Here is a 22,688-nt window from a genome sequence, read left to right as displayed (position 1 = left end):
AGGGGGGATTGCGCGGATGGACCCGTTGTCGGGAGCACGGGTCGCAGCCGTCGCAAGTCGCCATCAGGCGCGCGTGGCAAATCGTCCCGACAAGAGACAGGATGCGCCGAGCCGTTGGCACAGGCAGGAACCCGCGAACGCGCGGGACGTTTTCATCGCCGGAAGGATCGTGACATGGCGCATTCACCTGTGCAGGCTTTGAGCTCTGCCGTTCGTCACCCGGGCATTCACGTCAAACCATTCGATGGCACGGCCATTGGCGCGCGTTACGAGCCAGGCAAGCTCAATCATTGTCCCGATTGCGCCAGCACCCAATGGTATGTCGGACGGCTCAGCGCCCAGTGCGCCGTATGCGAAACGGCGCTGCCGCTCGCACAGGCCTGCTACCCGACCAGCCCACCAGTGTTCGTGACCCGCTTCGCCAAGCGAGCCAGCAAAGCCTAAGCTTAGCCGCCAAAGGGCGCCTCGGGCAGACCCGGCACATCGACGGGGAAGCTGAAAATCGCGCCCGCATGCGGCTCGCGCCCCAACGCCGCCTCGTCCAGCCCAGCCCGCGCCGTGGTGACATAAGCGGTGCGCCGATCCTCACCCCCAAATGCGATCATGGTCGGCCGGCTGACCGGCAGCGTGACCGTCTGGAGCAACTCGCCTTCGGGCGAGAGCCGCACCACCCGGCCACCCTCGAACAGGGCGCTCCAGTAACAACCCTCCGCATCGAACGATCCGCCATCGGGGCGCCCGGTTCCATGCTCGAACTGGTGGAGGATGCGGCGGTTGGAGAGCGTGCCACGCTGCACATCGGCATCATAGGCGCGCAGGGCGTGGCTGGGGGTGTCCGCGTGGCAGAAGGTCGTCCCCGACGCATTGAAGGCGGCGGCGTTGCAGGTGAGCATGCCGCCCTCGATCAGGTCGATCGTCCCGTCCGTGCCGACGCGATAGAGCGCGGCGTCATGCGCACTCTTGGCCATGTTGACGCTGCCCACCCAGAACCGCCCGGCCGAATCCGTCCGCCCATCATTGAAGCGCAGGTCCGGCTTGCCCGCGAGGATCTGATCGCCAAAGGGCTGCGGCTCGGAGCCCCAGTCGGCCAGAATGGCGAGGCCGTCCTTCATCGCCAGCAGCAAGCCACCGGCCGCGCGGAAGGCGAAGCAGCCGACCGGCTGGGCGAAGGCGCGCATCTCGTCCGCGCCCGTTTCGGGGTCGAAGCGGTGCAGTTCGTTGCGCAGGATGTCCACCCAATAGAGCTGGCGCTCGGCTGCGTGCCAGCGTGGCCCTTCGCCAAGCGCGGCGCGGGCATCGAGCGCGACCGATACGGCGGGCGAAGCTGCGGGGGCGGAGGGATGTGACGTCATGAACGATCTCCTGGGCCGGGATTCCCGGCGCTGACGGCGGAAAGGCCTATCAATCCTCGGCCGGGACGAGCCAGACGGTCAGCCCCGGCAGTTCGGGCGGGGCTTCTTCCGCGCTGAGCGGCAGGCGTTCCGCGTCGGCGCGGGCGCGGGCGAGAATGGCGGGCGGGGTGTCGGGGGCGAACAGGATGCGATCGGCCTGGCCCAGCGTGCGGGCTTCCCGAACCGTCAGGTCATCCGGGTCGTCCGAGCGCAAGGCGATGACATGCACGGCGCGGGAGGCAGGCGCGATGCGCGCTTCCAGCCACGGGTCCACCGCAGGCGTGCCGAAAGGGTCGAGCATGCCGCCCGGCGCCAGCGCCTCGCCAAGCGCGCGGCGGCGGTCGCGGGCATCGGGCCAGGCCTCCCGCATTGCGACCTTGGCGGCATTGAGCGCGCTGGCGAGGGCGCCGAGCCGGGCCGGGAGGATCGTCTCCAGCCGCTGACGCAAGGCTGCGGCCAGCCCTGAGGAGGCGCCGCCCGTGGAAACGGCGATCAATACCGGATCGCGGTCGACAATGGCGGGGGTCGTGAAATCGCACAGCGCCGGCCGGTCGACGACATTGACCAGCAGTCCGCGCGCCTTGAGCCGGTCTGCGGCGGCTTGGGCGGCTGTTTCATCCTCCAGCGCCACGAAGGCGATGCGGGTAGTGGCATTCTCGTCCGCAACCGGCACGCCGCCGGCCCGCTCGATCAGCCGGCGCTTGGCGTCCGCGGCCTCCCCAGTGCCAAGCAGGATGACCGGCTGGCCCGACAGGATGACGAAGAGCGGAAGGCTGTGCATGGCGCTCTCCTAGCCGGTCCTGGCCCGTCCGTCTGCCCCTTGCGGCCGATGCTCAGTCCTTAAGAAAATCCGGCAGGCGCTCGGCGGCGATGATCGCCTCGGGCATGATGCGGTCGGCAACGACGGCGAACTGGTCGCCATCCACCATCACTTCGGGCACCAGCGCGCGCGAATTGTAGGTGCTGGCCATCGTTGCGCCGTAGGCCCCGGCGGTGCGGAAGATGCCGAGATCGCCGGTCTTCACCACGTCGATATCGCGGGCCATGGCGAAGGTGTCGCCGCTCTCGCAGACCGGGCCAGCAATGTTGGCCACGATCCGCTCGCCGGTCGGCGCGACAGCCTCGAAATCGTGGAAGGCATCGTACATGGCCGGCCGGGCGAGGTCGTTCATGGCCGCATCGACGATCACATAGGGGCGGATGACGCCGGGCTTCACCCAGATGACGCGGGTGAGCAGCACGCCGGCATTGCCGACGATCACGCGGCCCGGCTCGAAATAGAGCGTGACGTCCCAGCCCTTGGTCGCCCGCTCCACCATTGCGCCATAATCGGCCGGCGTCGGCGGCACCTTCGTACGCTCATAGGGCACGCCCAGGCCGCCGCCCAGATCGATACGGTCGATGGTGTGGCCGGCCTCGCGGAGTTCGCCCATCAGCGCGCCGATTTTGCCATAGGCGGCTTCAAGGGGGGCGAGGTCGAACAACTGGCTGCCGATATGCGTGGCGATGCCGCGCAGGTTGAGGCCGGGCAGGGCGCAGAGCCGCTCGAAGATGCCGCCCGCCTGATCGATGGCGACGCCGAACTTGTTTTCCTTCATGCCGGTGGAAATCTTGGCGTGCGTGCCGGCATCGACATCCGGGTTGACGCGCAGCACGGCATCGGCGGTCTTACCCATCGCGGCGGCGATCTCGGCGAGGACGGCGCCCTCCTCCTCCAGCTCGATGTTGAACTGGCCGATCCCGGCTTCCAGCGCCGCGCTCAGCTCGGCGCGGGTCTTGCCGACGCCGGAGAAGACGATGTCCTTGGCCGGCATCCCGGCCGCCAGCGCGCGCTGCATCTCGCCGCCCGAGACGATATCCGCGCCATAACCCTCGCGCGCCAGTACGCGCAGCACGGAGAGATTGGGGTTGGCCTTGATGGCAAAGGCGATGTGCTTGCGGGGCAGGCCGGCCAGCGCCTTGCGGAACACGCGGGCATGGCGCTCCAGCGTGGTGCGCGAATAGATGTAGACCGGTGTCCCGACGGCCTCGGCAATCGCCGCCATCGGCACGTCTTCGGCGTGCAGCACGCCATCCTTATAAGCGAAATGATCCATGATCTGCGCCCCTAGAGGCTGGTGCGGCGGATGGAAACCGGCTTTTGCGTCTGGCGGGAGGGGTTATTGCCCCTTCGGCCATGGGCATGTTCATTGCACATGCAGCCAAGGGCAGGCATTGTTCCGGCTCTGGGGGCAGGAGAGTCTTGCCATGCTGATCCGTCAATCTGCCGACCTGACCGAAAACGACGTCACCGATGAAGCGCTGTATCTGCGCCGGCGCGAGTTCATTGCCGGTGTGGCCGGCATCGGCGCCGCCGGACTGATCGCGCCGGCGGCGATGGCGGCGGATGCGCCCGCGACGGTAAAGTTCTCGCCCAACAAGATGAAGATCGACGAGACGCCGACGCCCTTTGCGGACGTCTCAACCTACAATAATTTCTACGAGTTCGGCACCGACAAGAGCGACCCGGCCGCCAATGCCAGCAGCCTGCGAATTGCGCCATGGACCGTCGCCGTGGATGGCCTGTGCCAGAAGCCGCGTAAGTTCGATATTTCGGACATCGTGCGCCGCTTTCCACTGGAAGAGCGCATCTACCGGATGCGCTGCGTCGAGGCCTGGTCGATGGTCATTCCATGGATCGGCTTTCCGCTCTCCGCGCTGCTGCGCGAGGTGGAGCCGCTCGGCAGCGCTAAATATGTGGCTTTCCAGACCCTCAATGATCCCAAGCAGATGCCCGGCCAGCGCCGGAACGTGATCGACTGGCCCTATCGTGAAGGCTTGCGGCTGGATGAGGCGATGAATCCTCTCACGCTGCTTTCGGTGGGCCTCTACGGCCGCCTGCTGCCCCGCCAGAACGGCGCGCCCATTCGCCTGGTCGTGCCGTGGAAATATGGCTTCAAGGGCATCAAGTCGATCGTGCGGATCACGCTAACCGACCGCCAGCCGCGCACGAGCTGGCAGATGCTCGCGCCCGACGAATATGGCTTTTACGGCAATGTGAACCCGGATGTGGATCATCCTCGCTGGTCGCAGGCGCGTGAGCGGCGCATCGGCGAGCTGCTGCGCCGCAAGACGCTGCCGTTCAATGGCTATGGCGATCAGGTTGCGAGTCTCTATCGCGGCATGAACCCCAAGAAGCTTTACTGACGGCATGACCAGGAAGACGCGCGATCGCCTGATCTCGGCGCTGGTCTGGCTGCTGTGCGTGGCGCCGCTGCTGCTGTTCGTCTGGCAGGGCCTGACCGGTGGACTCACGGCCAATCCCATCGAATATGTGTTGCGCGAGCTGGGTCTGTGGGGCCTGCGCTTCCTGTGCATCACGCTGGCGATCAGTCCACTGGCCAAGCTACTCAAAATGCCGGCGCTGTTGCGCTATCGCCGCCGCATTGGCCTGTGGGCCTTTGCCTATGTGGCGCTGCATCTGATCATGTATGTGGCGGTGGACCAGCAGTTCGGCTGGTCGTTCATCGTCGCGGATATCGTTAAGCGGCCCTACATCACCATCGGCATGGCGGCCTTCGTGCTGCTGGTCCCGCTGGCGATCACCTCCGCCAATCGCATCCGGCGCAAAATGCGCGTGCGCGCATGGCGGCGCTTGCACCAGCTTGTCTACCTCATCGCGATCATGGGCGTCGTGCACTATTTCCTGCTGGTGAAGGCCGATACACGCTCGCCGCTGATCTACGGGGGGATCGTGGCGGCGCTGCTCGGCTGGCGAGCGGTCATGCGGCTGCGCGCAGGGCGTGCGCGGCCGGCTTCCGCCGCATCCCAGCTGGACCAGCCTGCCCCGAGTCTTTAGCGTCAGGCCCGTCACGAGGGGGGTGGGCGCGACATGCCGTTTCGGTTCAGATCGTCCGATACATCCGTGGAGGAGGGTTTCCGCCGGATCGCCTGCGAGCGGCTGGATGAGGCGCTCGCTCTCCTTCGCGGCGCTGAGGAGCCGCCCGCGCGAATCGTTCATCAGCTGCGGCGGACCTGCAAGGCGATGCGCGGCCTGCTGCGGCTCGTCCGCCCCGCCTTTCCAGCCTATCAAGCCGAAAATGCCGCCTTCCGGGATATCGCAGCAATGCTTTCCGGCGCGCGGGACAGCGCGGTGCTGATCGAGACGCTGGATAGCCTGATCGATGCGGACGAGGCGCGCCAGGACTGGGCGATGCTGCGGTCACATTGGGCAGCGCCGGGGCATGGTGCTGCCGGGGCTATGGCCGAGCAGATCGAGTCATGTCGGGCGCCGTTGCTCGCCGCCCGCGTCCGCGCGCCGACATGGGCGCTCACCGCGCGGGGCGAGGACGCGATCTTGCCGGGCTTGCGCAAGACGTATCGGCAGGCCCGGCAAGCGATGCGCGCGCTCGAGGCCGTCAGCGGAACGCCCGCTGCTGCGCAAGCCAGTCATGCATGGCGCAAGCACGTCAAATATCACGGCCAGCATATCCGCCTTCTGAGCCGGTTGAACCCGGACCTCGCGAAGCGGCGCCTCGCCAGGACCGATCGTCTCGGCGACCTACTGGGCGACCGGCACGATCTCGACATGCTGATCGCGCGCCTGCGTCAGGATGGTGGATTGCTGTCCGACCCCGCTGCGGCGGCGCACCTCGCTGCTCTGGCGCACAAACGCGCCGAGGCTCTTGCCCGCAAGGCGACCCGGCTGGGCGAGGCGTTGTTCGCGGAGAAACCCTCAGACTTTGCCGCGCACTGGGCGATCCCGCCGCACCGGCGCTGAACCGCTCAGCTGTCGCCGCGGATGTCCGAGAGCTTGCGCTCCCATGCCAGCGCGTGATCGACAATGGTGTTGAGATCCGCATAAGCGGGTTGCCAGGGCAGGGTGGCCTTGATGCGGCTGTTGTCGGAGATGAGCGCCGGCGGATCGCCAGCGCGGCGGCCTTCGATGCGGCGCTCGACCTTTCGGTTTGTGACCCGGTCCACGGCGTCGAGCACGTCGAGCACCGAGAAGCCGCGACCATAGCCGCAGTTCATCGTCAGATTGCGCTCCGGCTCGGCCATGAGCGCTTCAAGCGCCAGCACATGCGCGGCAGCCAGATCGCTCACATGGATATAATCGCGCACCCCGGTGCCATCCGGCGTGTCGAAATCCGTGCCGAACACTGCGACGCTCTCGCGTTTGCCCAGCGCCGCTTCCACCGCGACCTTGATGAGGTGCGTCGCCCCCGCCGTCGATTGCCCGGAGCGGCCCTGAGGGTCCGCGCCGGCGACGTTGAAATAGCGCAGCGCGCAGAAATTGAGCGGATGGGCCGCGGCGACGTCCGCCAGCATGATCTCGGTCATCAGCTTAGACATGCCGTAAGGGTTGATCGGCTGCTTGGGGCTGTCTTCGCGCACCGGGCTTTCCTTCGGAATACCGTAGGTGGCGGCGGTGGAGGAAAAGATGAAGTGCGGCACGCCGGCCTGCACCGCGGCCTCGATGAGGGCGCGGCTGTTGGCGGTGTTGTTGCGATAATATTTGAGCGGATTCTCGACGGATTCGGGGACGATGATGGAGCCGGCGAAGTGCATGATGCCCTTGACGCCATGCTGCCGCAGCACGCCTTCCATGAACGCAGCGTCGCCGATATCGCCTTCCACGAACGCGGCTTTCTCATGCACGGCCCAGCGGAAGCCGGTGGTGAGATTGTCGACCACGACGACCGGCCATCCCCCATCAACCAGCGCCAGCACGGCGTGGCTGCCGATATAGCCGGCGCCGCCGGTGACGAGGATGGTGGGCTTGTCGGTCATCGGATTGTCCTTGCTGCGTGGGGCCGCCTTGCCACGAGCCTGTCGCGCTTGGAAGTGCCCTTTGCCGCTCTACACGAACTGCGCGACAACCGGCAGGACGATCATCAAGGCCAGGACGGTCAGCAGTGCCCGCAGCCAGTGCGGGCGGGCGCGATTCATGACCGCCCCGGCCGCTCGCTCAATGCCGCGACAGCCTTGCGGACATCCTGAGAGCGCCCGCGCGGTAGGATGACGATCTCGTCCCCCGATGCGATGACGATCAGGTCCTCCGCGCCGACGACGGTCACCGCCGGGCCATCGCTGCGGATCAGGCAGCCCTTGGCATCGATGGCATAGGCGGCGCCTTGCAGGGCATTGTCCGCCTCATCCTTGTCGGCGAGGTCGTAGAGCGCATCCCAACTCCCCACGTCGGACCAGCCCATGCTGACCGGGACGCAGGCGACCTTGTCCGCCCGTTCCATCACCGCATAATCGATCGAGTCGGACGGGCATTGCGCGAAGGCTGCGGCATCTGGCAGAATTGCGGCACCCTGGCGGGTGGCTGCCGCCATCGCCGCGCGCGCAGCGGCCAACATCGCCGGCTGGTGCGTCGCCAGTGCGGCCAGAAATTCGCGGGCGCCAAACAGGAAGATGCCGGCGTTCCAAACATGCCCGCCCTGTGCGAGCATCTGCGCGGCGCGCGTCGCGTCAGGCTTTTCGACAAAGCGGCTGACCGTGTTGACGCCCGCAGCCAGTTCGTTCCCGAGCGCGATATAGCCAAAACCAGTTTCCGGTGCGGTCGGCTCGATACCGAAGGTCACGAGCCAGCCATCGGCGACCAGCGGCCGGGCGCGCTCGATGGCGGCATGGAAAGCCGGGACGTCAGCGATCACATGATCGCTCGGCATCACCAGCAGGGCGCTGTCGCTCTCTTCCAGAGCCAACGCCGCCAGCGCGATGGCGGGCGCCGTGTTGCGGGCGCTCGGCTCGAGTATCAGCGTCAACTCGGGCCCCGCCTGCTTGCGGATGATCTCGGCATGGGCCGCGTTCGCAACAACCAGGGGCGTCGCGCCGCCTTCGAGACCGGCTACCCGGCCCAGCGTCAGCTCGAACATGGTTTCCGGCGCCGTGAGGGCAATGAACTGCTTGGGATGCTCGCTGCGGCTGACCGGCCAGAGCCGCGTGCCCGATCCTCCCGAGAGGATGACCGGCGTGATGATCTGAGCGGGCAATGACGGTCTCCTGATAGCCGGTTCCACGATGGCGACTGTTGTCCTAGTGGCGCACGGTCCACGCGGCCGCAAGGCGAGCCGCGATGAAATGCCCGTTTAAAGCAGTGCCTTCTTGATGGAGCAGGCCGCCGGGCCAAGAATGACGACGAACAGCGTCGGCAGGATGAACAGGATCAGCGGGATGGTCATGATCGCCGGCAGGCGCGCCGCTTTTTCCTCGGCGCGCATCATGCGCTCATGGCGGAATTCGGCGGAAAGGATGCGCAGCGCAGAGGCCAGCGGCGTGCCGTATTTCTCGGTCTGGATCATCGTGGTGACGACACCCTTGAGCGCCTCGACATCCACCCGCTCGGCTAGATTCTCGAAGGCCATGCGCCGCTCGGTGAGGAAGGAGAGCTCGATGGAGGTGAGCTGAAATTCCTCGCCCAGTTCGGGATAGGCCGAGCCCAGTTCGCGGGCGACGCGCGCGAAGGCGGCATCCACGGTCAGGCCGGCCTCGGCGCAGATCACCAGCAGATCGAGCGCATCGGGAATGCCCTTGCGGATCGCATCGGAGCGCTTGGTGACCTTGTTGCCGACATAGAGGTCCGGCGCCTTGTAGCTGAGCAGCAGGGCCCCGGCGAAGGCGCCGAACTTCTTGAGCGGTCCCCAGTGGGGCCAGAGGTCAAAGCCGTAAATCAGCAGAGCGGCCGAGCCGCCCACGGCGATTGGCAGCACCAGCCGCGCGAAAATCACCGCGATGGCATATTCCTTGGAGCGGATGCCGGCCTGGGCGAGCTTCTTCTGCGCATCCCTGACCTGATCGTCCTGCAGCACCTTGAGCGAGGACAGGAAGCGCTGCATCCAGTCGGTCGTGTCGCTCTGGTGGACGATCTTGGTCCGCCGCTTGGACGGGGCAACGATGATGCCGGCCTTGAGTTGCTCGCGGCGATCGTTCAGCGCCCGCAGTCGCCGGCCCATCGGATTGCGCACCGTCGTGGCGGCGTAGAGCGCGACCAGCACGGCGAAGGTCGCCATGGCGGCAAGTAAGGTGCCGAGATCGGCTGCGGTGAGGCCAAAGAGCGTGGCGCCGGTGGATTGCATGATCGCGCGCTCCCCTCAGATCTCGAAGCTGATCATCTTGGCCATGATGAACACACCGATGCTCATCCACATCATCGCGCCGATGGCGATGACCTGCATCAGGCTGAGGCCGAACACGCCATTGGGATCGCCGATAAAAAAGGCCGACATATATTCGAAGTTGATCCAGCTGATCAGCCCGAAGACGATAAAGGGCAGAGCGCCGATGATGTAGGCCGATGCCTTGGACTCGGACGACATGGCGCGAATCTTCAGCTTCATCTGCGCGCGCTGGCGCAGAACGTTGCTGAGGTTGGCGAGCGTTTCGGCCAGATTGCCGCCCGTCTCGCGCTGGATGTTGATGGTGATGCAGAAGAACTTGAATTCCGCCGTGCCGAGCCGGGCAGCGGTTTCCTGCAGCGCCTGGTCCATCGACTGGCCAATCTTGATCCGCTCGGTGATGAGCTTGAATTCCTCACCAACCGGCCCGGGGATTTCCTGGCTGACGACCATCATTGTCTCGCCCACCGGCAAGCCAGAACGCAGGCCGCGCACGAGCAGGTCGAGCGCGTCAGGGAAATTGGTGGTGAACTTGTTGACCCGCCGCGCGATCAGCCGACCGACGACGAAATGCGGAATCCCGAAGCCGATCGCGGTCGCGACGAGCACCGACAGCAGAAACGAATAATCGCGCAGCACCATGATGGCGAGCACGGCAATCGCCAGCGCGACGGACGTCGTGACATATTGGCTGAGCGTGCATTTCTTGCCCGTCATGCGCAGCCGAGTGGCGAGCAATTCCGGGTTCGGGATCAGCGATGTGAACAGATGCCCCTGATCGAGCCCCCGCGCGGCAATCGCCTTGCGCATCCGCGCTTCGATCTGGTTGCTCTCGCTGCTCGCATGGCGCCCGCGAATGGCGGCGATCCGGCGGCTCCCGACACGGTCGGCGGACGGCCCGGAGAGGGCCATGACCAGCAAGGCGATCGCCATCGCCGCGAGCAGGATCAGCAGGAGAAGCTGGCTATTCATCAGGGTCTCATCCAGTTACGTCTTGCTCGCAGGTGCTGGCATCGCGTCAGTCGTTGCCCGGCACAGAATCGGCATCCATCTTCTTCTTCGCCTTGCCCGGAATCTTCACCTCCAGCAGCCGGCCGATCAGTGATCCGCCGTTCTTGCCCTTTGCGCCCGTCTCGCCGAGGTCGGCCGAGTTCAGTCGGTTGCTCAGATCAAGCAAGGCCTGGCCCAGCTTGCTGGAGCGGCCACTTTCCGCTGCCGTCTTGCCCAGCTTGGCCGCCTGGGCGGTGACCTTGGCGTCATAGGGCAGCACCACGTCGATGGCCCGCTCGATGCTCTGCTCGAAGTCTTTGCGGGTGATCTCTGCCACGCCGACCTGCACCTTGTTGGCGGCTACGATCACCTGCGATTGCGGGGCGTTCGTCTTGAGCCAGGAGAGGATGCGGATGGTATCGCGGGCCGCCGCGAGCGTGAAGTCGGTGACCAGCACGATGGCGCTGGATTCATGGATCAAATGCGGGTGCTGGACCAACATGCCACGCGGCATATCCACGAACGTCCATTCGAAAGCAGACCGCAGCTCTTCCTCCAGCTGGAAATAAGCCGATCCATCGGTCAGCAATGGCTGGCTGATCGGCGCTTCGGCCGAGAGCACGGCCAGCGTTTCGCTGGCGCGGACCATGGCGCGCTCGATGAAGAGCCCGTCGATGCGGCTGGGATTTTCCACCGCATCAGTGAGGCCGCGCCCCGGTTCGAGATCGAGCGCGAGGGCGCCGGTGCCGAAATGCACGTCGAGATCGAGCAGGGCCGTCGAGCGCTTGCCGCGCGCGCTGGTGAGATAAGCGAGTGACGTGGCGACAGTGGAGGCGCCGACGCCCCCGCGCGCGCCAACGACAGACACCATCATGTGCGCCCGCTCGCTCGCCACCTCGGCCTTGGGCGTCAGGAAGACCGCCTGAGCGCCGGTGAGAATGTCGCGCATGGTGTCGACGGCGAGCGGTTTGAGCAGATAATCCTGCAGCCCGCTGGCGACGAGATCGCGGTACAGGCGCACGTCGTTCACCTGCCCCGAGGCAATCACCACCGTGCCCGGCTCGCACACTTCCGCCAGACTGTTGATGTCGGTGAGCGGGTCAGCCGATTCGGAGAGGTCGACGAAGAGAATGTTGGGGCTTGCAGACATCGAGAGCGACTGCACGGCATTGCGCAGCCCGCCCTTGTAGAGCTTTTCGGTGGGCCAACCCATCTCCTGCACCGCCGTCCGCAGTACCTCAAGGCTATGATCGTCGCAGACATAGGCGTGAAATGCATCGCGGCCATGCGGTCCGCCGGCTTTCCAGGGTGCGTTCATCTCACTTGCCTCCCACCGACATGCCCTGCAGGCCGCCGGCACCCGTCGGGGCCGTCTCCTGATAGGTCTTGATGGCTTTGCTGTTCACGACATTGGTGATGTCCAGGCCGCCCTCGCGCCCTTCAACCAGATCGCGCGGATCGGCGACCATGGCTGCGAGGTTGGTGGCCATGGCACAACCATAATTGTCGCTCAGGCCGCCACTCAAATTGGCTTCCGCCTTGTCCCGCCATGTCGGACAGCCCGGCACGCTGGCGACCGAGCGGCTGACCACGACGCGCAGGCCGCCGATGGGCGGTGCGCCTGCCGTCAGTGGCGCCTCGCCATCCACGAGCAGGCCGTAGCGCCCCACGACCTGCGTCACGCCATCGCGCAGTGCCAGCGAGCCGCTGGTATCGCCGGCGAGCGTCACATGGTCGCCATAGCCAAGGCCAAGCGCGTTAAACCAGACGGTCAACCGGCGCTCGTCCATGCGGCTGAGCGTGCCTGCCCCGTCCGGGTTCAGGTCGAAGACGAAATCGGTGCGCTCGACGACCGGTTGATGCACTGGCTCGACCCCGCGATTGACCTCGCGGGAGCGGGCATCGGCGGACTGGCCAATGAGGGCCAGCGCCAGCAGGGTTGTGGTGCCGGCTGTGCGGAAGAAGCTTGTCTTGATCATCTCTCGTCCTTCCACCTCAGAAGCTGAAGCCGGGTGCGGCGTTGCCCGAGCGCGCGGCGACGCTGCCCTGCTCGACCGTCTTGGGGGGCAGGGCTTGCGGCGTGGGCCGGGCGTCGCCGGATCTGCCGTCCTGGATCTGCCCGCCCAGAATGCGTTGCGCGTCATCGGCATTGCGATAACCGTCAGTCGGCAGCGCGATCTGGCGCGCGTCGACCGGGCGCACGAGATAGGGCGTGACGATGATCACCAGCTCGGTTTCCTGACGCCGGTAGCTCTGCGACTTGAACAGATTGCCAAGAATGGGGATGTCGCCCAGGAACGGCGTCTTCTCGATCGTGTTGCCGCTCGCCGTGGAGAGCAGGCCGCCGATCATGAAGCTCTGGCCCGAGCCGAGTTCCACGGTCGTCTCCGCGCGGCGGGTCTGGATGCCGGGAATGTCGAACCCACTCACGCGCACCGCGGAGCTGCTGTCGAGCTGCGAGACCTCGGGCCGCACGCGCATCGAGATGCGGCCATTGGCGAGCACCGTGGGGGTGAATGCCAGACTGACGCCATATTGCTTATATTCGACGCTGACCTGCTGCTGGGTTGCGATGGGGATCGGCACCTCGCCGCCCGCGAGGAAACTCGCCGTCTCGCCGGAGAGCGCCGTCAGGTTCGGATTGGCCAGCGTGACCGCAAGGCCCTGATTTTCGGCCAGATCGAGCGTGCCGAGCACATCGAGGCCCAGCAGATTGCCAGAGAAGGCCATGGACGTGCCGTTCTCGATGACGTTGAACTGGCCCGTCGCCAGCGATCCGGGATTGCCGCGACCGATGCCGAACAGGAAGCCACCCGTCGTGTCCTGCGTGATGAGGTTGAAGCCCAGCGATTTCGTGAAGTTCTTGTTCACTTCCGCAATGCGGACCTGCAGGTTGACCTGCAGCGGCGTCGCGGTGCGCAGCCGGCTGACCACATTGGTGTCGGCGCCCGAGAAGGCCTGAACGAGCCGCTGGACCTCGGCAGCGTCTTCCGGTGCGGCGACGGTGCCGGTGAGCAGCACCATGCCGTTCATGGTGTTCACCTGCACATCCGATTCAGGCATGGCGAGGCGGAGCATCTGGTCGATGCTGGTGATGTTGTTCCCCACCCGCACGGCATTGGCGTAGAGCATCTTGCCATCACGCGCGGTGATGAACACGTTGGTTTCGCCCGATGCCTTGGCGATCAGATACACCTGCCGCTGCGAGCGGACATGCACATCGACCACATTGGGGTTGGCGATCACCACATCGGTGAGATTGGCCGGCAGGTTGATCACCCGGCTTTCGCCAACGGCCAGCAGCAGCGTGCCGTCCGTCTTGGGCGCCATGGTCGCCTGGGCATGAAGGGCCGGCGCAACGGTAGCGCTGACGGTCAGGGCGAGCGCGGTGGCAAGAACGCCGGTCGCGGCGCGCGCCATACGGAGCCTGGACGGGCTGTTCATCTCACTTGCTCCCCAGCTCGACATTGGTGACGGCCGTCCCCCGCGCCACGCGCACCATCGGACCATTGCCGGACGGCGCGCCCGAAGGATCGATGGGCTTGGCGGGAACCGTGCTGCGCTGGTAGCGCGAGACGTCGGCACCGGTGGAATAGGTGGAGCGGCCATCGACCGGCCGCGCAGCGGTGATAAGCGTGTTGCCGCCATTCTCGGCATCCACCGCATCGATGTCGCCGGAAGCCAGCGCGGCTTCCAGCTCCTGCGTGTTGTCGGCCAGCGAGCGCAGGGCCAGCGACAGAGCGCCAACGGTCTGGGCGACGCTGATCTTTTCGGCCATGCGCGGCGTGACTTCCATGGTCACGTTGGAGAATGTCCGCACCACCGGATTGCCCGATTCGTCGAGGGCGTTGGTGCGTTGATCGGTCGCCAGCACGCGCAGGTTGCGCAGGATGGTCTCGGAGACCTTGAGGGGCGGGCCGTCGCCGCCGCCGGGCACGCTCTGCGTGAGCACCAGGTCGACGCGGTCACCGGGGAAAACAAAACCGGCAACGCTGCTCTGCACGGAGACAGGCACTGTCACGGCGCGCATGCCGGGGCTGAGGGCTGCGGCGAGAAAGCCGCGATCGCCCGGCTTGATCAGCGATCCCTGCGTGACCGGCTGCCCAGCCGCAATGGCGGTGCGCACGACCGCGCCCACCATCTGGGCCTCGTCGGCTTTCCCCTGAATATAATAGGCGTCCTCGACCAGTTCCTTCGGCCAGGGCTGGAAGCGATAGGCATCCGGCCCGACGATCGTCCCGACAGGCAGCGGCTTGGTCGCCACCAGCACATGCGGCATCTGCGCGGTATCGGGCATGGCCGATGCCGTTGCCTGTGGCGATCCCCCGCCGCTGGTGAACATGGACCGGGCGAGAAACGCCGCCGCCACCGCTATGATCAACGCGCCAGCAAGCAGCGCGATCTTCTTCGGTTCCATTTCGAAACTCGCCTCCAGTCGGCGGAGCCACCCCCGGCCCCAATCCGCGTGATCATTAAGTCAAATGGTTAAGATAGCGTTCGCCGAGAACCCAAAGGCCCGCGAGCGCAATGGCGACGCCGTAGGGGATCTCCGGCTGGCCGATTCGGCGCGTCGTCCGGTGGTGGACGACGGTCACGATAGTGACGAGGCCGCCGATCAGCGCCATGACGATGATGAGGGTCGACATTGCCGCCAGCGGAAGCCACAAGGCCAGCGCGCCAAGCATCTTGACGTCGCCCCCGCCCATCATGCCGAGCGCGAACAAGCCCGTGAACAGCAGGAAAACTGCGGCGGCCAGGCCGATTTGCAGCAGAACGTCAGGATAGAAGGACAGGCCATTGGCCCACCACCAGCAGGGCGCGAGTAGCGCGATGGCCAGATTGAGGCGGTTGGATATGATTCGGCTGCGCAGGTCCGTCGTCGCTCCCCATATGAGGAGCAAAGCCAGCATGGCGCTGAGCGCTGTCGATATCCAGACACCCGACATGATGGGGCACGACTAGAGTGTACGCCTTACCAAAGCGTAACCACTATCTGGGGCGTATTCCCTGGCTTTGCCGGCCTGCCCCCGATTCGGAGCGGCGCCGATGACCTCGGTCGATATCCTTATCGTCGGCGGCGGGATCGCCGGGTTCAGTCTGGCCGCAGGCATTGCCGGCAGCGCTCGGGTCATGCTCATCGAGCAGGAAGATCAGCCCGGCTATCACGCGTCCGGGCGGTCGGTGGCGTTCTGGGAAGAGACCTATGGTGGTCCCGGCGTACAGCCGTTGACCAGTGCGAGCGGGCCGATGCTGGCGCGGCCGGAACCGTCATTTTCCGAGCATGGCTTTCTCTCGCCGCGCGGCGCCATCCACCTTGGCCGCCATGATCAGCAGGGGCTTGCCGACCGCTTGATCGCCGATTTCGCGAGCAGCGACGTCCAGTTCACGCGACTCGGGCGTGAGGCGGTTGCCGAGGCCGTGCCGGGCATCCGTGACGAATGGACGATCGGTGTCGCGGCCCCCTCCTGTGCGGACATCGATACCGGAGGCCTGCTCGCTGCCTATCGGCGCGCGGCACGACGCGGTGGCGTGGAAGAGCGGCTGACGAATCGGCTGCTTTCGGCGCGCCGCGAGGGCGCTGGCTGGGCTGTGGAGACCAGCGACGGGCCGCTGTCGTGCGGCGTCATCGTCGATGCGGCCGGGGCCTGGGCCGATGATGTCGCCCGGCGTTGCGGTGTCGCGCCGCTGGGCATCACGCCCCTGCGCCGGACGGTCGTGCAACTGCGCTGCCCAACGGCGCCTGCGCACGTCCCGCTGGTCATCGCGCTCGATGGAAGCTTCTACTTCAAGTCGGAAGGGCAGGGGCGTTTGTGGGTGACCCCGCATGATGAAACGCCGGACGATGCACGCGACGTGGTGCCGGAAGAGCTGGATGTCGCGCGCGCGGTCGATCGGTTCATGCAGGTCACCGACTGGCCGGTCGCGGCCGTGGAGCATAAATGGGCGGGGCTCCGTAGCTTCGCGCCCGACCGGCTGCCCGTCTATGGCTATGATGCGGATGCGCCCGGCTTTTTCTGGTTCGCGGGGCAGGGCGGTTTCGGCATGCAGACGGCGCCGGCCGCAGCACAGATCGGCGCGGCCACGTTGCTCGACGAGCCGCTGCCGATGGCGGTTCGGCACATCGATGCACCCATCTACGCGCCAGACCGGTTTAGGTCGTCCCGCTGAAGCCGGACCTTATGGGCTCGGCTTCAGCCTGGGCGCTTATTTCAGGGTCTGGAGATAGGCGATGACGTCGGCGCGCTTGGCATCGTCGGCAATGCCCGCGAACGCCATCTTCGTGCCCGGCATCGCCTTCATCGGCGAGCGCAGATAGGTATTCAGCGCAGATGCCGACCAGGTAATGCCGCTGCCCTTCACGGCCGGCGAGTAATTGAACCCGGCGAGCGTGCCGGCCTTGCGACCCACCACGCCGTGAAGCGAGGGGCCAAGACCATTTTTGTCAGGCTCGACAGAGTGGCACACGCGGCATTGTGCGAACAGCTTGGCACCATTGGCGGCATCGCCCTCCGGCGCGGCGGCCGGAGCACTGGCGGGTGCCGAGGTTGCGACCTTCGCGGGGGCCGGTGCGGCCGCTGCGGTTTCCTTGGGTGCTGCGGTTTCGGCGGCAGGCTTTGTCGCTGCAGCCTCTGTCGCCTCGGCAGCCGGCGCGGGTGTCGCCGCCGCCTGATTGCTGGCTTCATTTGTGACAGGCACCGCCGCCGCGTTCACGGCGTTTTCCTGCACATTGTCAGGTTCGGAAACATTGTTCTGGACCGGTTCGGCGCTGCCGCCACAGGCCGAAAGCACGGCGAGGCAAGGCAGGATCAGGGCAGCGTGAGCGCGAGTCGACAGCGCGCGAAGGGTGGACATTGCAGCAACTCCCAACAATCTTTTCTGTCGTCCTCTCCAACCCTCGCGGGCTTGTGCCCAAGCATCTGGCGTGGCGGACGGGCAGCGTCAACACTCAATTGTGCATTGCGATACGCGGGCCGGCTGGGCGGCAATCCGGCTGGGCGTCAGCTCTCGGGTTGACAGGGGGCAAATGATCGGGCCTTTGGAACGACTTGCAATCAGGCGCGCCGGCCACGTGGGGGTTACTATTGGCTGAGAATTCTGAGGAACCGGCAGCCATCGTCCTGCCGACGATCACGGGCGGGAGCCGGCTGGATCGCGAATATGGGTTCACCTATCGCATGATCCTCGTCGCGCGCCGCTATCGCGCGATGCTGGACGAGCGCCTGCGTCCGCTGGGCTATGGTTCGGCCCGCATGGAAGCGCTCTCGACGATCGCCCGGTCGCCGGAACCGAGCGCGCAGATTGCCATCGCCAAGCGGATCGGCATTGAAGGGCCGACCCTCACACGGATGCTCGATACGCTGGAAGCCGATGGGCTGGTGGTGCGGTTGCAGGACCCCAGCGACCGGCGCACCAAGCTGATCCAGCTCACGCCGGCGGGGCAGGAAGCGCTGGATGAAATCATGGCGGTTGCCCACGCCTTCCGTGCGTCCGTACTGGAAGGGCTGAGCGACAAGGAGATCGATCAGGTCAATGTCGTCACCGACAAGCTTATGAGATTGCTGTACGAATCTCCAATGGGCTGATTGCCTTTCGGGGCCGCTGCATCAGGCGCTGGACTTGGCCTGCCGCGCTAGATAGTTGCATTGCGAACGATCTAGGGAGAGCGATCCGCATGGCAACGGGCACGAACGAGCAGGCAGCGCACGGCGCGCCGCGCATTGTGCATCTCGACAAGATAACGATGGGCGGGTTCGAGATTCCCCGGCCCGATATCGCGCATGAGTGGATCGAGCATGATTTCACCGAGCCGCAGGATGTGGCGGCTCGCCTCGCCGGCGCGCAGGTGGCGATCATCAACAAGGTGCGGCTGGACGCCGCCATGCTTGCCGCGCTGCCGGACCTCAAGCTCATTGCCGTGACGGCGACCGGGACGGACGTGGTCGACAGCGTCGCGGCCAAGGCCCGGGGCATCGAAGTGCGCAATGTGGTGGGTTACGCCGGCACATCCGTCGCCGAGCATGTGATGATGCTGATTCTCGCGCTCGCTCGCGGGCTGGTGCCGTTCCGCAATTCGGTTGTCGATGGCCAATGGGAGAATGGCCAGGCCTTTTGCGTCTTCGCTGCACCCGTGCGGGATCTTGCCGGGCAGCGGCTCGGCCTGTTCGGCAGCGGCGCGATTGCGCAGGCCGTCGCCAGCCGCGCGCAGGCGATGGGCATGGATGTTGTGTTCGCCGGGCGCCAGGGGCAGCCGGCCGGTGAGGGACGTATGGCCTTCGAGGAGGTGCTGGCGACCAGCGACATCATCAGCTTGCATTGCCCGCTGACGGACGACACGCGGCACATGCTCAACGCGCAGACGCTGGCCGGCATGAAGGCCGGTGCCGTCATCATCAACACCGCGCGCGGCGCCCTGATCGATCTCGATGCGCTGGAGGACGCGCTGGCGTCAGGCCATATCGGCGGCGCCGGAATCGATGTGGCGCCGGTCGAGCCGCCGCCACCGGGCAGCCCCATTCTGCGCCTTGCTCAACGCGACAACGTGATCGTCACGCCGCACTCGGCGTGGCTGAGCGCTCAGGCGGTGACGGAAGTGGCGCGGCGCACCGGCGAGAATGTCGCAACCTTCCTGGCGGCGCGCTAAATGGCCATGAACCGGCGCGCTCTGCTGGAGGAAACCTTTGCCGTCGCGGTTGCGGCGTGCAAGCGGCCCGAGACGATCATTGCGGCCCTGCCGCCCCGGCCCAAAGGGCGCGTGCTCGTCATCGCCGCAGGCAAGGGCGCCGTGCCGATGGCGCAGGCAGTGGAGCAGCACTGGCCGGATGCCACCGGCCTCGCCGTGACCCGCACTGGCTATGGCGGCCCGCTCACCCGCATCGAGCTGGTTGAAGCCAGCCATCCCGTGCCGGATGCTGCAGGTCTTGCGGCGGCAGAGCGCTGCCTCGCTCTGGCTGAGAGCGCCGAGGAAGGCGATCTGCTGCTGGTGCTGCTTTCGGGCGGGGCCTCGGCCTTGCTCGCAGCGCCATCCCCGCCACTCGATCTCGCGGCCAAGCAGGCGGTGACCCGTGCGCTGGTGCGCTCCGGCGCGTCGATCGGCGAGATCAACATGGTGCGGCGCCACCTGTCGCGTATCAAGGGCGGGCGTCTCGCGGCGGCTGCCTGGCCGGCGCAGGTCGTGACCCTTGCCGTCTCGGATGTGGTCGGCGATGTGCCGCAGGACATCGGCTCCGGCCCGACCGTGGGCGATGAAAGCACGGTGGCACAGGCGCAGGCCGTGCTGGCTCGCTATGGCATCGGCGATCCGGGTGGCTGGAGCGAATCGATCAAACCGGATGATCCCCGCCTGGCGGAGAGCCGGTTTGAGGTGGTCGTCCGCCCTGATGACGCGCTGGATGCCGCCGCCGCATTTTTGCAGGCGCAGGGTTATGAACCGGTCATTCTCGATCGGGAGGCCCATGGCGATGCGCGCGAGGTCGCGCGCCGTCATGCCCAGGCCGCGATCCTGGCGCATAATCGTGCCCAACGCTGCGCGCTGCTCTCGGGCGGCGAATTGACGGTGACGGTCACCGGCCATGGGGTCGGTGGCCCCAATCAGGAATATGCGCTGGAGCTGGCCGGGCAGATTGCCGACCATCCCGGCGTGGCCGCGCTGGCTGCCGATACGGACGGGGTGGATGGCAACCGGGATGTCGCCGGAGCCTATGTCGATGGCGAAACCGGCTTTGCGCTGGACGAGGCCGGCATCGATGTTGAGGCGGTGCAGGCCGCCAACGATGCCGGCGGCGCTCTCGGTCAAGTGGGTGCGCTGTTCACGCCTGGGCCGACGCTCACCAACGTCAACGACTTGCGGATCATCCTGGTCGATCCTTGACGGCTCGGTATCGCAAGCATTGAATTTGCAAATCATTTGAATCGGAATTAATAGAAGCTGCACAAACATGTGAGACAGGAGAGGTGCTATGGACGTCAGGAGGCTGCATCCGATTTTTGGCGCCGAATTGTCCGGTCCCGACCTGTCGCAAGTCCCAGACCAAGCGCTGATCGATCTCGTCGAACGCCTCATGGACGAGCACGTCGTGCTGTGCATCCGCGGCCAGGGGCATATCACGGATGAGGAGCATCTGCGCTTTGCCCGTGCCTTCGGCCCGCTCGAACTGCCCGGCATGTATCGCCCGGATGAGCCGCGCCGGATGGCCTATGGCCTCTACGATGCCTCCAATCTCGACGTGAACGGCGAGATCGTGGACCGCGAATCGCTGCGGGCCAAGTTCGCCAAGGGCAATGAGATTTTCCACGCGGACAGCAGCTTCAACGACATGCCGAGCAAATGGTCGATGCTGCGCGGTGTGATCGTCCCGCCGGAGCGCGGCGATACCGAGTTCGTGGATCTGCGCCATGTCTATGATGAACTTCCGCAGGCGATGAAGGATCGCATCGAGACTCTTGTTGCCGAGCACAGCTTTGCGGCCAGCCGCATCAAGGGCGGCGCCAGCCCCGAGGAAGCGGCCCGTATCCGCGAGATCATGCCGGGCGCGATGCAGCCTATGGTGCGAATCAGTCCCTCGGGTCGCAAGAGCCTGTTCGTGGGCAGCCATGCGTTCCGCGTCGAGGGGCTGAGCGATGCCGAGGGCACGGCCCTGATCGACGAATTGATCGCCTTCGCCAGTCAGGAGAAGTTTATCTACGCGCACAAATGGCGCCAGGGCGACCTGCTGATCTGGGACAATCGCTATGCGCTGCACCGCGGGACTGCGTTCGATTATGTGCGTTACAAGCGCGATTTGCGCCGCGCCAACGTCAATGAATATGGCGAGGAGCGCAGCGCGATCACCGCGCCGTTACGCGCCATTTCCAATTGAGGAGCGCCGGCCGGGTTGAACCGAAGGGCAAAGGCGACGGAAATGCTTGCATTGCTCCATGAAAAGCTGCAAGATAGTTAGGTAGCTAATTACATTGCTGAGGACCGAAGGCTGTCGGCACAAAGCCGTCCTCGTTTCATTCGGTCTTCAGGCGAGAGGAGCAGGCCCATGGATTATCCGCTGATCAGTTGTGACGATCACCTCGATCTCAATCAACTTCCCACCGATCTCTGGACGAGCCGGCTGCCCGACCATCTGAAGGATCGCGGCCCCAAGGTCGAGATGGTCGATGGCCGCGCCACCTGGATGAGCGACGGCAAGAGCCTGGGCGGCTGGTCCGGTGCGCCGAGCACGATGACCGGTCCCAAGCCGATCTTCACCGCCCTGGATCGCGGTGGCATTGTCGATCAGACCGAGCGTCGCCCTGCGGTCGCCGAACTGCGACTGGCCGACATGGATCGGGATGGCGTGTATGCGCATGTCATCTTCGGCCCGGTCACCTCGCTCGATTTCGACGACAAGGAACTGCGCGACGCCTGCTACGGCGCCTATAATGAATGGCTCAAGGAGTTCTGCTCCGCCGCTCCCGACCGGCTGATCGGCGTGCCGATGCTGCCGCCCGAGCCGGAGGCGGCCGTCGCGATGCTGCAGAAGATCGTCGATCTGGGCGGCTTCAAGCAGGCCAATCTGCAGATCGCCATGGCCCAGCCGCGCCTTGAGGACGAGCGCTGGGAGCCGCTGTGGACCATGCTGGAGGAGAACAATATCATTCTCTCCTTCCACGTGACCGTGTTCCCGAGCGTCAGCCGCGCGTTCGACAAGTATAAGGGCAGCCCCGGCGCCACCTTCCTGCACGTGAAGATGTTCATCGAGCAGTTCATGGATCCGTTCGTGGACCTGTTTGCCTGGGGCATTCTCGAGCGTCACCCCGGCCTCAAGATCGTCATCGCGGAGAGCGGCATCGGTTGGCTGCCATGGGTGATCGAGGAGCTGGATTATCGCCACTGGCGCCTTTGGGAAGCCGAGGAATTCTGGAACGCGCGCGGCGGCATTCCGCACAAGATGAAGCCGTCCGAGCTGTTCAAGCGGCAGGTCTACGGCACGTTCCAGCAGAGCCCGACGGCGATCGCGCTGCACAAGTTCTACGGTGAGGACAAGCTGCTGTGGGCGACGGACTATCCGCACCCGGACAGCATCTGGCCGAACAGCCGCAAGGTGCTGGCCGAGTTCACCGAGGGCGCCGATCCGGCGCTGGTGCGCAAGATTGCCTATGAGAATGCCGCCAAGCTCTATGGGCTGGACATTCCTGCCCGCGTGGACGCGATCGCCGCTGAGTAAGCGCACAC

Annotated in this window: 23 protein-coding genes; 10 read left to right on the top strand and 13 right to left on the bottom strand. The window is 65.8% G+C overall.

All coding sequences use genetic code 11. From position 1 onward, the window contains the following. Nucleotides 1–174 precede the first annotated feature (174 nt). Nucleotides 175–444, top strand: coding sequence for a hypothetical protein (locus tag M2341_RS16395; RefSeq protein ID WP_264585944.1), 270 nt, complete (start codon nucleotides 175–177; stop codon nucleotides 442–444). 2 nt (nucleotides 445–446) lie between these two features. Here M2341_RS16395 and M2341_RS16390 read toward each other — a convergent pair whose 3' ends face one another. The 3 genes from M2341_RS16390 to lysA are packed head-to-tail and all read right to left on the bottom strand — an operon-like array spanning nucleotide 447 to nucleotide 3,487. Continuing rightward, nucleotides 447–1,352: an SMP-30/gluconolactonase/LRE family protein gene (locus tag M2341_RS16390; protein ID WP_264585943.1), complete on the bottom strand. Its 906-nt coding sequence runs from the start codon at nucleotides 1,350–1,352 to the stop codon at nucleotides 447–449. A 49-nt stretch (nucleotides 1,353–1,401) separates the two neighbouring features. Further along, nucleotides 1,402–2,172: a siroheme synthase gene (locus tag M2341_RS16385; protein WP_264585942.1), complete on the bottom strand. Its 771-nt coding sequence runs from the start codon at nucleotides 2,170–2,172 to the stop codon at nucleotides 1,402–1,404. A 52-nt stretch (nucleotides 2,173–2,224) separates the two neighbouring features. After that, the gene (gene lysA, locus M2341_RS16380) at nucleotides 2,225–3,487 is read right to left on the bottom strand and encodes a diaminopimelate decarboxylase (protein ID WP_264585941.1); all 1,263 of its coding nucleotides are present in this window, start codon (nucleotides 3,485–3,487) and stop codon (nucleotides 2,225–2,227) included. A 151-nt stretch (nucleotides 3,488–3,638) separates the two neighbouring features. On the opposite strand from lysA, the gene msrP reads away from it, so the two are divergent. The 3 genes from msrP to M2341_RS16365 are packed head-to-tail and all read left to right on the top strand — an operon-like array spanning nucleotide 3,639 to nucleotide 6,150. Beyond that, nucleotides 3,639–4,577 carry a protein-methionine-sulfoxide reductase catalytic subunit MsrP gene (gene msrP, locus M2341_RS16375; protein ID WP_264585940.1) on the top strand — a complete coding sequence of 313 codons (939 nt, stop codon included), beginning with the start codon at nucleotides 3,639–3,641 and terminating at the stop codon, nucleotides 4,575–4,577. Between the two features lie 4 nt (nucleotides 4,578–4,581). Continuing rightward, entirely contained in the window at nucleotides 4,582–5,229 is a 648-nt protein-coding gene (locus tag M2341_RS16370; RefSeq protein ID WP_264577627.1) for a sulfite oxidase heme-binding subunit YedZ, read from the top strand. 33 nt (nucleotides 5,230–5,262) lie between these two features. After that, nucleotides 5,263–6,150, top strand: a complete 888-nt coding sequence (locus M2341_RS16365; protein WP_264577626.1) for a CHAD domain-containing protein — start codon at nucleotides 5,263–5,265, stop codon at nucleotides 6,148–6,150. Nucleotides 6,151–6,155: 5 nt separating this feature from the next. Here M2341_RS16365 and galE read toward each other — a convergent pair whose 3' ends face one another. The 9 genes from galE to M2341_RS16320 all read right to left on the bottom strand — a co-directional run bounded on the left by galE (nucleotide 6,156) and on the right by M2341_RS16320 (nucleotide 15,432). Beyond that, nucleotides 6,156–7,163, bottom strand: coding sequence for a UDP-glucose 4-epimerase GalE (galE, locus tag M2341_RS16360; protein ID WP_264573878.1), 1,008 nt, complete (start codon nucleotides 7,161–7,163; stop codon nucleotides 6,156–6,158). A 155-nt stretch (nucleotides 7,164–7,318) separates the two neighbouring features. After that, nucleotides 7,319–8,374 (bottom strand): mannose-1-phosphate guanylyltransferase/mannose-6-phosphate isomerase, encoded by a 1,056-nt coding sequence (locus tag M2341_RS16355; RefSeq protein ID WP_264585939.1) that lies wholly within the window; start codon nucleotides 8,372–8,374, stop codon nucleotides 7,319–7,321. A 96-nt stretch (nucleotides 8,375–8,470) separates the two neighbouring features. Continuing rightward, nucleotides 8,471–9,457: a type II secretion system F family protein gene (locus M2341_RS16350; protein WP_264577623.1), complete on the bottom strand. Its 987-nt coding sequence runs from the start codon at nucleotides 9,455–9,457 to the stop codon at nucleotides 8,471–8,473. A 15-nt stretch (nucleotides 9,458–9,472) separates the two neighbouring features. After that, on the bottom strand, nucleotides 9,473–10,468 hold the full coding sequence (locus tag M2341_RS16345) for a type II secretion system F family protein (RefSeq protein ID WP_264585938.1): 996 nt from the start codon (nucleotides 10,466–10,468) through the stop codon (nucleotides 9,473–9,475). Between the two features lie 46 nt (nucleotides 10,469–10,514). Then, entirely contained in the window at nucleotides 10,515–11,804 is a 1,290-nt protein-coding gene (locus M2341_RS16340) for an AAA family ATPase (protein WP_264585937.1), read from the bottom strand. Between the two features lies 1 nt (nucleotide 11,805). Continuing rightward, nucleotides 11,806–12,465 carry a CpaD family pilus assembly protein gene (locus tag M2341_RS16335; protein ID WP_264585936.1) on the bottom strand — a complete coding sequence of 220 codons (660 nt, stop codon included), beginning with the start codon at nucleotides 12,463–12,465 and terminating at the stop codon, nucleotides 11,806–11,808. Between the two features lie 16 nt (nucleotides 12,466–12,481). Then, nucleotides 12,482–13,930 carry a type II and III secretion system protein family protein gene (locus M2341_RS16330; protein ID WP_264585935.1) on the bottom strand — a complete coding sequence of 483 codons (1,449 nt, stop codon included), beginning with the start codon at nucleotides 13,928–13,930 and terminating at the stop codon, nucleotides 12,482–12,484. 1 nt (nucleotide 13,931) lies between these two features. After that, nucleotides 13,932–14,903 carry a Flp pilus assembly protein CpaB gene (gene cpaB / locus M2341_RS16325; RefSeq protein ID WP_181561222.1) on the bottom strand — a complete coding sequence of 324 codons (972 nt, stop codon included), beginning with the start codon at nucleotides 14,901–14,903 and terminating at the stop codon, nucleotides 13,932–13,934. Between the two features lie 55 nt (nucleotides 14,904–14,958). Then, complete coding sequence (locus M2341_RS16320) at nucleotides 14,959–15,432, bottom strand: prepilin peptidase (protein ID WP_181561223.1); 474 nt, start codon at nucleotides 15,430–15,432, stop codon at nucleotides 14,959–14,961. 100 nt (nucleotides 15,433–15,532) lie between these two features. Here M2341_RS16320 and M2341_RS16315 point away from each other — a divergent pair, with 100 nt between their 5' ends. Beyond that, nucleotides 15,533–16,654 carry an NAD(P)/FAD-dependent oxidoreductase gene (locus M2341_RS16315; protein ID WP_264585934.1) on the top strand — a complete coding sequence of 374 codons (1,122 nt, stop codon included), beginning with the start codon at nucleotides 15,533–15,535 and terminating at the stop codon, nucleotides 16,652–16,654. Nucleotides 16,655–16,690: 36 nt separating this feature from the next. On the opposite strand, the gene M2341_RS16310 is transcribed toward M2341_RS16315, so the two are convergent. Further along, the gene (locus tag M2341_RS16310) at nucleotides 16,691–17,338 is read right to left on the bottom strand and encodes a c-type cytochrome (protein WP_264585933.1); all 648 of its coding nucleotides are present in this window, start codon (nucleotides 17,336–17,338) and stop codon (nucleotides 16,691–16,693) included. Between the two features lie 230 nt (nucleotides 17,339–17,568). On the opposite strand from M2341_RS16310, the gene M2341_RS16305 reads away from it, so the two are divergent. The 5 genes from M2341_RS16305 (at nucleotide 17,569) to M2341_RS16285 (ending at nucleotide 22,680) form a co-directional block, all read left to right on the top strand. Continuing rightward, nucleotides 17,569–18,069, top strand: coding sequence for a MarR family winged helix-turn-helix transcriptional regulator (locus M2341_RS16305; protein WP_181561226.1), 501 nt, complete (start codon nucleotides 17,569–17,571; stop codon nucleotides 18,067–18,069). A gap of 89 nt (nucleotides 18,070–18,158) precedes the next feature. Next, nucleotides 18,159–19,127, top strand: a complete 969-nt coding sequence (locus tag M2341_RS16300; protein ID WP_181561227.1) for an NAD(P)-dependent oxidoreductase — start codon at nucleotides 18,159–18,161, stop codon at nucleotides 19,125–19,127. Beyond that, nucleotides 19,128–20,354 carry a glycerate kinase gene (locus M2341_RS16295; protein WP_264585932.1) on the top strand — a complete coding sequence of 409 codons (1,227 nt, stop codon included), beginning with the start codon at nucleotides 19,128–19,130 and terminating at the stop codon, nucleotides 20,352–20,354. A gap of 88 nt (nucleotides 20,355–20,442) precedes the next feature. After that, entirely contained in the window at nucleotides 20,443–21,342 is a 900-nt protein-coding gene (locus M2341_RS16290; RefSeq protein ID WP_264585931.1) for a TauD/TfdA dioxygenase family protein, read from the top strand. A gap of 168 nt (nucleotides 21,343–21,510) precedes the next feature. Next, nucleotides 21,511–22,680 (top strand): amidohydrolase family protein, encoded by a 1,170-nt coding sequence (locus M2341_RS16285; protein WP_264571772.1) that lies wholly within the window; start codon nucleotides 21,511–21,513, stop codon nucleotides 22,678–22,680. The last annotated feature ends 8 nt before the right edge of the window (nucleotides 22,681–22,688 follow it).

This window comes from Sphingobium sp. B7D2B (assembly GCF_025961895.1).
GTDB lineage: Bacteria > Pseudomonadota > Alphaproteobacteria > Sphingomonadales > Sphingomonadaceae > Sphingobium.
This window is presented reverse-complemented; position numbering and strand designations above follow the sequence as displayed.

What these genes read in the sequence shown, in the direction of transcription:
- M2341_RS16395 (WP_264585944.1), top strand. Translation starts at nt 175, where the DNA reads ATGGCGCATTCACCTGTGCAGGCTTTGAGCTCTGCCGTTCGTCACCCG.
- M2341_RS16390 (WP_264585943.1), bottom strand. Translation starts at nt 1,352, where the DNA reads ATGACGTCACATCCCTCCGCCCCCGCAGCTTCGCCCGCCGTATCGGTC.
- M2341_RS16385 (WP_264585942.1), bottom strand. Translation starts at nt 2,172, where the DNA reads ATGCACAGCCTTCCGCTCTTCGTCATCCTGTCGGGCCAGCCGGTCATC.
- lysA (WP_264585941.1), bottom strand. Translation starts at nt 3,487, where the DNA reads ATGGATCATTTCGCTTATAAGGATGGCGTGCTGCACGCCGAAGACGTG.
- msrP (WP_264585940.1), top strand. Translation starts at nt 3,639, where the DNA reads ATGCTGATCCGTCAATCTGCCGACCTGACCGAAAACGACGTCACCGAT.
- M2341_RS16370 (WP_264577627.1), top strand. Translation starts at nt 4,582, where the DNA reads ATGACCAGGAAGACGCGCGATCGCCTGATCTCGGCGCTGGTCTGGCTG.
- M2341_RS16365 (WP_264577626.1), top strand. Translation starts at nt 5,263, where the DNA reads ATGCCGTTTCGGTTCAGATCGTCCGATACATCCGTGGAGGAGGGTTTC.
- galE (WP_264573878.1), bottom strand. Translation starts at nt 7,163, where the DNA reads ATGACCGACAAGCCCACCATCCTCGTCACCGGCGGCGCCGGCTATATC.
- M2341_RS16350 (WP_264577623.1), bottom strand. Translation starts at nt 9,457, where the DNA reads ATGCAATCCACCGGCGCCACGCTCTTTGGCCTCACCGCAGCCGATCTC.
- M2341_RS16345 (WP_264585938.1), bottom strand. Translation starts at nt 10,468, where the DNA reads ATGAATAGCCAGCTTCTCCTGCTGATCCTGCTCGCGGCGATGGCGATC.
- M2341_RS16340 (WP_264585937.1), bottom strand. Translation starts at nt 11,804, where the DNA reads ATGAACGCACCCTGGAAAGCCGGCGGACCGCATGGCCGCGATGCATTT.
- M2341_RS16335 (WP_264585936.1), bottom strand. Translation starts at nt 12,465, where the DNA reads ATGATCAAGACAAGCTTCTTCCGCACAGCCGGCACCACAACCCTGCTG.
- M2341_RS16330 (WP_264585935.1), bottom strand. Translation starts at nt 13,930, where the DNA reads ATGAACAGCCCGTCCAGGCTCCGTATGGCGCGCGCCGCGACCGGCGTT.
- cpaB (WP_181561222.1), bottom strand. Translation starts at nt 14,903, where the DNA reads ATGGAACCGAAGAAGATCGCGCTGCTTGCTGGCGCGTTGATCATAGCG.
- M2341_RS16320 (WP_181561223.1), bottom strand. Translation starts at nt 15,432, where the DNA reads ATGTCGGGTGTCTGGATATCGACAGCGCTCAGCGCCATGCTGGCTTTG.
- M2341_RS16315 (WP_264585934.1), top strand. Translation starts at nt 15,533, where the DNA reads ATGACCTCGGTCGATATCCTTATCGTCGGCGGCGGGATCGCCGGGTTC.
- M2341_RS16310 (WP_264585933.1), bottom strand. Translation starts at nt 17,338, where the DNA reads ATGTCCACCCTTCGCGCGCTGTCGACTCGCGCTCACGCTGCCCTGATC.
- M2341_RS16300 (WP_181561227.1), top strand. Translation starts at nt 18,159, where the DNA reads ATGGCAACGGGCACGAACGAGCAGGCAGCGCACGGCGCGCCGCGCATT.
- M2341_RS16295 (WP_264585932.1), top strand. Translation starts at nt 19,128, where the DNA reads ATGGCCATGAACCGGCGCGCTCTGCTGGAGGAAACCTTTGCCGTCGCG.
- M2341_RS16290 (WP_264585931.1), top strand. Translation starts at nt 20,443, where the DNA reads ATGGACGTCAGGAGGCTGCATCCGATTTTTGGCGCCGAATTGTCCGGT.
- M2341_RS16285 (WP_264571772.1), top strand. Translation starts at nt 21,511, where the DNA reads ATGGATTATCCGCTGATCAGTTGTGACGATCACCTCGATCTCAATCAA.